Raw genomic sequence first — 6,468 nt, 5'->3', positions numbered from 1 at the left:
GGTACGCGAGCTGGGTTTAGAACGTCGTGAGACAGTTCGGTCCCTATCTGCCGTGGGCGTTGGAAGATTGAGAGGGTTTGCTCCTAGTACGAGAGGACCGGAGTGAACGCACCCCTGGTGTTCGGGTTGTCATGCCAATGGCACTGCCCGGTAGCTAAGTGCGGAAAAGATAAGCGCTGAAAGCATCTAAGCGCGAAACTTGCCTCGAGATGAGTCTTCCCTGGGCCTTTAAAGTCCCTGAAGGAACGTTTAAGACTAAGACGTTGATAGGCTGGGTGTGTAAGTGCAGCGATGTATTGAGCTAACCAGTACTAATGAACCGTGAGGCTTAACCTTACAACACCGAAGGTGTTTTGACCTGATACCAGGATATCGGGTAGAGAGATAGCGATAATCAGCTTGTTCTACAGATTGAAGATTAGAGCAACAAAGATTTTGAGGTGCATAGGGGTAAGGTGGATTAACTGAAACCTGTTTCCTGTGACCTGAAACCTGATTTGCCTGGCGGCCTTAGCGCGGTGGTCCCACCTGATCCCATGCCGAACTCAGAAGTGAAACGCCGTAGCGCCGATGGTAGTGTGGGGTCTCCCCATGTGAGAGTAGGACACTGCCAGGCATCCAAATAACGTTATCAGGGTGACATCTGATAATGAGCAAGACTGCAAAATTGCAGTTTTGCCTGCATCAAGCGATAAGCGATGCAACGTGAAAGAATCGGTGGAGCGGTAGTTCAGTTGGTTAGAATACCTGCCTGTCACGCAGGGGGTCGCGGGTTCGAGCCCCGTCCGTTCCGCCACCCTTATTTAGGGGCGTAGTTCAATTGGTAGAGCACCGGTCTCCAAAACCGGGTGTTGGGAGTTCGAGTCTCTCCGCCCCTGCCATAAATTTAAAACCCTTTGCTTAGGCAAAGGGTTTTTTTTTATCTCTCTTTTCAGCGATGGATAAAGAGATAAGCGGCTTTTTAGCGAGTCCTATTTGAAATCCTGAGAGCAACAGACTCCCACCACCATCCAACTCCCCGCTACCATACAACTCTAGCCACCATCCAAGCTATAAGGGAACACGTAGTCATTTGATTTATCGATGATCTATTGGAATAACTCAAGCAGTGTTCAAATTAGAACCATCATCCTTGAATCCCCTTATTGTCTTGAATCCCCTTATTGTTTTGAATCACCTTATTGTCTTGAATCACCTTATAGTGTTGCTGCTTTACCGCATGCAAGTGGGTTATCTGCCAACTTATTCCCTCAGTTGTCTGACCTTGTAAACAGTTATTTGACCTTGTAAACGCCACCAGATGGCATATTTACCGCCTACTCTGCGTATTCCGCTCTGTTCGATCACGGATTGGCATCGAAGTTCGATCAGTGTTTCGCATCCATTCGATCACCCGGGATGCTTTAACTTTTTCTACTGCTTTTTAACCTCTTTTTTCCTCACTTTCCACTGCCGTTTTGCTTTTCCTCATCGATTCACCCTTCAGGACCAGCCTGTGGGCGTTATGCACCAGTCTGTCCAGGATGGCATCTGCTGTGGTTGGGTTCTCCATCAGCCCGTGCCACTTATCCACCGGGAACTGGCTCACCACCAGGGTGCTGCTTTGCCCGTACCGGTCTTCCACTATTTCCAGCAGATCGTTACATTGCGCGTTGGTCAGTGGCTCCAGACCCAGATCGTCCAGGATAAGCACCTGCGTTTTTTGCAGCTGTTTCAGGTGTTTCAGCCAGCTGCCGTCAACTCGGCCCTGCGCCAGCATTTCCAGTAACCGACCGATACGCCAGTACTGGACGCTGTGTTTCTGCCGGCATGCCTGCTCACCTAGCGCGTTGGCTATCCAGCTTTTTCCGCACCCCGTCGGGCCGGTTATCAGCAGGCTTTTCTTGTGGGTGATGTAATGACCATTCAGCAGTTCCCGCATCTGTTCGCTTCTCAGCCCTCGTGATACCGGGTAATGCAGCCCCTCCGGGGCTGCCTGGTACTTCAGGTTGGCGCTTTTTCTCAGACGCGCGACACGACTATTTTCTCTGTTCAGCAGCTCGTCATCGACCAGCAGGGCCAGTCGCTCCTCGAACGATAGCTCATCGTAAGTTTGTGGGGTTTCACGCTGGCGTATCAGGCTCCCGGCCATTGCCGGCAGCTTCAACTGGGTCAGTTTATTTAGCAGGTTATCGCTCATGACGGTGTTCCTCGGTTCATCAGTTAGTGGTAGTAGCCCGGACCGCGCAGGTTTTCATGTTCCGGCGAGAGTAGTGAGCGCTGTTCATTACGGTCGGAACACGGTATTTCCTGGTTCTCGCGATGGTGGCGCAGCAGGTTGTCGATGAACCGTCTGTCTGGTGCGTTATAATGCCAGGCGATGTAGCAAGCTTTTTCCAGCCTCTCTTTTCCGTATTTTTTCTGCAGCGCGGTCAGACCAAGTACCGCACGGTAGGCCAGCTCCGGGTGAGTTTTCGCTTTCAGCATGGCGTCAACCACCTTGCCGGTGAACGGGCCGATGCGGCTTCCCATCTCGACCAGACTCTCTGGTGTCCAGGTCCCATGTCCCCGGTGCTGAGCCGGCATGTGTAACGGATTGGTGGTGTGTTTATATTCATGCGGGCTACACGGATGCTGTGCCACGCACTGTCCCTTGTGCCAGATCTGAACCACCGACTGACCCGCTTTCAGCGACAGGCGTTCACCAACCAGCTCATGCGGGACCGAGTACCAGTGGCGGGCATACTCAACGTGGTAGTCTGGGCCGACTTTCACCGCTTTGTACTCGGTGTATTCATACAGTGCCAGAGGCAGCGGCGAGAGCGCCGGGGCATCCAGCACGCGGAAGCGCTCTGCGCGGCTCTGGTTGCCGTACCCTTTCATCGGGCGGTTATTCAGGTCCGTCAGCAGCTCACGAAGGCGGGTATTCAGCGCCCTGAGCGTGTGGAAGGTTTCGTTGCGGATCCGGGCAAGCAGCCATCTTTCCACGATAAGGACACCGTTTTCCGCTTTGGATTTATCTTTCGGTTTATAGGGACGAGCCGGGATGATGACGGTGCCGTAGTGCTCCGCCAACGCCTGATAACTGTCATTGATGACCGGTTCATAGCGATCTGCCTTTTTCACCGCACTTTTGAGGTTATCGGGGATCAGCAACTTCGGTACGCCACCCAGGAAGGTCAGGCAGCGGCTGTTGGCGTTCAACCAGGACATCATATCCTGACCTTCACAGGCCTCGACGTAGGTGTAGTTAGAGGCCCCCATCACCGCCACGAAGATGGCCACTCGGCGAACCTCCCCGGTATCCGGGTTGATGATGGGGATCGTCGGACCGCAGAAGTCGATAAAGAGCTTTTCCCCGGCACGGTGCTCCTGGCGCATTGAGAGACGCCGTGTTTTTTTCCACTCACGGTAGCAACGGCAGAAGTGGGAGTATCCCATCGCCAGCTCCCCGGCCTGAGCCTTGTACTCCATCCACAGCAGTTGCCGCGTCACGCCGGGCTTTCTCATCTCAGTGTCGAAGTGAAGCAGATCCGGCGTCACCCGCCCTGACAGCGGCGTGCTTTTTACCGGGAAAAGGCGTTTTTCAAGGACATCATGGGACATCGCTGCGGGGAGAGGCCATGGCAGAGACGTGGCTTTAAAGCGAGCAAGGACCTCAAAAACCGTTGATGAACTGATTTTCATCGTCAGCCCGATGCAACGGTTGGTCAGCTTCTGATCGAACTTGAGCTGAAGGATCTTAAAACAGGTTTCCATAGAACTCCTGGCTTTTCTCTAATGAGATGGTCACCCCCTCCTTGTGTGCGGTACGCTGGCTGGGTGTTTTATTTCAGAGGAAACCAACATGAAAAACGTTACGCTTATTGGTATCGATCTCGGTAAACACTCCTTCCACGTACACTGTCAGGACGAAATGGGTAATGCCCTTCTGCGCAAAAAGTTTACCCGAACCAGACTGATGGAGTTTTTAGCCAGTTGCCAATCAGCGACTGTTGTGATGGAAGCCTGTGCGGGAGCCCATTTTATGGCGCGTCGGATTGCTGATTTAGGTCATGAGGCAAAGCTGATTTCTCCACAGTTCGTCCGCCCTTTCGTTAAGAGCAACAAAAACGATTTTGTCGATGCTGAGGCTATCTGCGAGGCGGCTTCCCGCCCCTCAATGCGCTTTGTTTCACCCAGAACTGAAGACCAGCAGGCAATGTCTGCACTGCATCGGGTCAGAGATTCACTGATACGCCAACGCGTTAAAACCACCAATCAGATGCACGCATTTTTGCTGGAGTTTGGCATCAGCATGCCGCGCGGTATTGCCGTAATTCGGCGTCTGGCCGCCGTGCTGGAAGAAAATGACTTCCCGCCTTACCTGGTAAGGGTTCTGAACAGGCTCCACAGCCAGTATATTTACCTTTGCGGGGAAATTGATGAAATCGATATGGAACTGAAAACCCACCTTGCGGAGGATGAAACCGCACAGCGACTGCTGACCATTCCCGGCGTCGGGCCGGTAACAGCAAGCCTGTTAGCCGCACGACTGGGTGACGGGAAAAACTATGCCAGCAGCCGTGACTTTGCGGCGTCAACCGGGCTGGTTCCCCGCCAGTACAGTACAGGTGGAAAAACGACACTGATGGGCATCAGCAAGCGAGGTGATAAGAATCTGCGACGGCTGCTGGTGCAGTGTGCACGCGTGTTTATGCTGCGGCTGGAGAACAACCCAGGGCGTCTGGCAGAGTGGGTTAAAAAGCAGCTTGCCAGCCATCACTCTAACGTGGTGGCGTGCGCGCTGGCAAACAAACTGGCACGTATAGCCTGGGCGGTTACGGCACATCAGGCGGCGTTCAGCAAATAAAAGAGCCAACGAAAAACTCTTCAGCTCAGTGAGTTAACACGTTACTTTCTGGTTTTGCGAAGACAGATAATTGATGACATGAACGGCATATCGGCCTGCTGATGAACCTGATCTAAAAAGTGGCTCTATGAAGCCGACTCTCTTTTAAGGTTCGGCAGGCGCGAAACTCATCGTGGCGCGAGCATGAATACTCACTAGACGCCGAATAGATTTACGCAAGCCCATCATAAATCAAAATCTGTGTTGCAAAAACGGGGGTGACCATAGATTTTTAGACATCGATGTCTCCATTGGCGTAAAAATCAGCCATGGAGACCGTGTAAGAAAGAGTTAATTCCCGGAGTGATCGGCAGGATGCCAAACCATGATCGGAGATGCGTGCCAAACCGTGATCGATTGTGATGCCAAATCGCGATCGGAGATGCATGCCAAATCATGATCGATTCGAATGCCAAACTGTGATCGATTCAGACGCCATTTTGCACTGATGGAACAACACCATGAAAAAGAACAATCGGGCGCACAATCCCATGTGTTGAACGGGCGCGCTAATGCCTGTTATCCGGCCTGGTTTTGGCTGACAGTATTAGACACATTAAGTTATACCGGGATGCGCCAGAATCAACTGCTGCATGTGCGGCTGTGCGATGTGAATCTGGAGGAACACTGGATTGATGTGATTGCTGCGGGCTCTAAAAATCACCGGGAATTTCGTGTCCCTATTACCTCACGCTTGCGGCCACGGTTGGAGATGTTGGTGATGCGTACGCAGGAGGCAGACGCATCGCCCACTGAACAACTGTTTAATGTGAACCGTTTTGAGCTACGACGTAAAGCACAACAGGGGAATGCGTCGCCTGAGCCGATGGGTGTGTACCCGCTGCGCTCTTTTTTCCATCGTCTTTCCCGGGAATGCCGCTTTGCGGTCAGCCCCCACCGTTTTCGGCACACTGTGGCCACTAACTTGATGAAATCACCAGATCGTAATCTGCAGGCCGTCAAACGCCCGTTGGGGCATTCCAGTTTGCGCTCTACGCTGGAGTACATTGATCAGGATATTGATAGCTTACGCGAGTTGTTAGAACAGGAATTGTGGGTTTAGATGGGGGATGGGAGGCACTTCCCTTGACGCAGTTTGATATTTGAATGTAGAAACTGTAAAACACGTAAGTGAAACAGCCCACCTGCGTCAACAGGTGGGCTTTTCAAGAGCCTTTTACAACAACCGAGTAATGGTATCACTACATAAAATTACCATTCTGCGTTGGGTTATTGCTCTCAGAGATCCCCTCATTTTTAGAGACTCAAATAATGCCAAGTGTGCGGGTATATAACCGATGCTGCCTCAGGTAATAAGTAAACTTCTCCATCAACAATATCGCGTAGGCTTCTTTCATTTTAGGCAGTAATTGATAGTAGATAACACCTTGTCGGAAAAATGAATATGTTCGGCTTTTGCTGGTATTGACCTTGATCGTTCGCTCCAGACCCGCGCTGTCTCCTGCCTTGCCCAGCAGCGTCAACAGGACTATCGCCAGCGCACTGAACAGAAATAATCGATCGCGTCTTGCCGGATTTTTGATCCGAACCTGACCCATTCCCATGCCAAATTTATAGTCCTTGATGTCCCGGAAACT

The 6,468-nt window shown here is 51.9% G+C and carries 4 protein-coding genes, 2 tRNA genes, 2 rRNA genes and 1 pseudogene; 6 read left to right on the top strand and 3 right to left on the bottom strand.

Translation table 11 applies throughout. The features are described from left to right. The 4 genes from IO95_RS19690 to IO95_RS19675 form a co-directional block, all read left to right on the top strand. Positions 1 to 336, top strand: a 23S ribosomal RNA gene (locus tag IO95_RS19690); the annotation flags it as partial. Between the two features lie 164 nt (positions 337 to 500). Continuing rightward, a 5S ribosomal RNA gene (gene rrf, locus IO95_RS19685) occupies positions 501 to 616 on the top strand. A gap of 103 nt (positions 617 to 719) precedes the next feature. Next, positions 720 to 796, top strand: a tRNA-Asp gene (locus IO95_RS19680). 9 nt (positions 797 to 805) lie between these two features. Continuing rightward, positions 806 to 881, top strand: a tRNA-Trp gene (locus tag IO95_RS19675). Between the two features lie 542 nt (positions 882 to 1,423). On the opposite strand, the gene istB is transcribed toward IO95_RS19675, so the two are convergent. After that, complete coding sequence (gene istB, locus IO95_RS19670) at positions 1,424 to 2,179, bottom strand: IS21-like element helper ATPase IstB (protein WP_037383129.1); 756 nt, start codon at positions 2,177 to 2,179, stop codon at positions 1,424 to 1,426. A 23-nt stretch (positions 2,180 to 2,202) separates the two neighbouring features. Then, positions 2,203 to 3,738, bottom strand: coding sequence for an IS21 family transposase (gene istA / locus IO95_RS19665; protein ID WP_037383134.1), 1,536 nt, complete (start codon positions 3,736 to 3,738; stop codon positions 2,203 to 2,205). 88 nt (positions 3,739 to 3,826) lie between these two features. Between istA and IO95_RS19660 the strand changes: the two genes are divergently transcribed. Beyond that, positions 3,827 to 4,831: an IS110 family transposase gene (locus IO95_RS19660; protein ID WP_037383137.1), complete on the top strand. Its 1,005-nt coding sequence runs from the start codon at positions 3,827 to 3,829 to the stop codon at positions 4,829 to 4,831. 448 nt (positions 4,832 to 5,279) lie between these two features. Beyond that, positions 5,280 to 5,933: a site-specific integrase gene (locus IO95_RS19655; protein WP_051791304.1), complete on the top strand. Its 654-nt coding sequence runs from the start codon at positions 5,280 to 5,282 to the stop codon at positions 5,931 to 5,933. 202 nt (positions 5,934 to 6,135) lie between these two features. Here the strand turns inward: IO95_RS19655 and IO95_RS19650 are convergent. After that, a pseudogene (locus IO95_RS19650) lies at positions 6,136 to 6,468 on the bottom strand (IS4 family transposase); the annotation flags it as partial.

The sequence above is a fragment of the Serratia sp. DD3 genome, assembly GCF_000496755.2.
The sequence above is the reverse complement of the archived record's forward strand: the minus strand, read 5'-3'. Positions and strand labels throughout refer to the sequence as shown.

What these genes read in the sequence shown, in the direction of transcription:
- IO95_RS19655 (WP_051791304.1), top strand. Translation starts at nt 5,280, where the DNA reads ATGCCAAACTGTGATCGATTCAGACGCCATTTTGCACTGATGGAACAA.
- istA (WP_037383134.1), bottom strand. Translation starts at nt 3,738, where the DNA reads ATGGAAACCTGTTTTAAGATCCTTCAGCTCAAGTTCGATCAGAAGCTG.
- IO95_RS19660 (WP_037383137.1), top strand. Translation starts at nt 3,827, where the DNA reads ATGAAAAACGTTACGCTTATTGGTATCGATCTCGGTAAACACTCCTTC.
- istB (WP_037383129.1), bottom strand. Translation starts at nt 2,179, where the DNA reads ATGAGCGATAACCTGCTAAATAAACTGACCCAGTTGAAGCTGCCGGCA.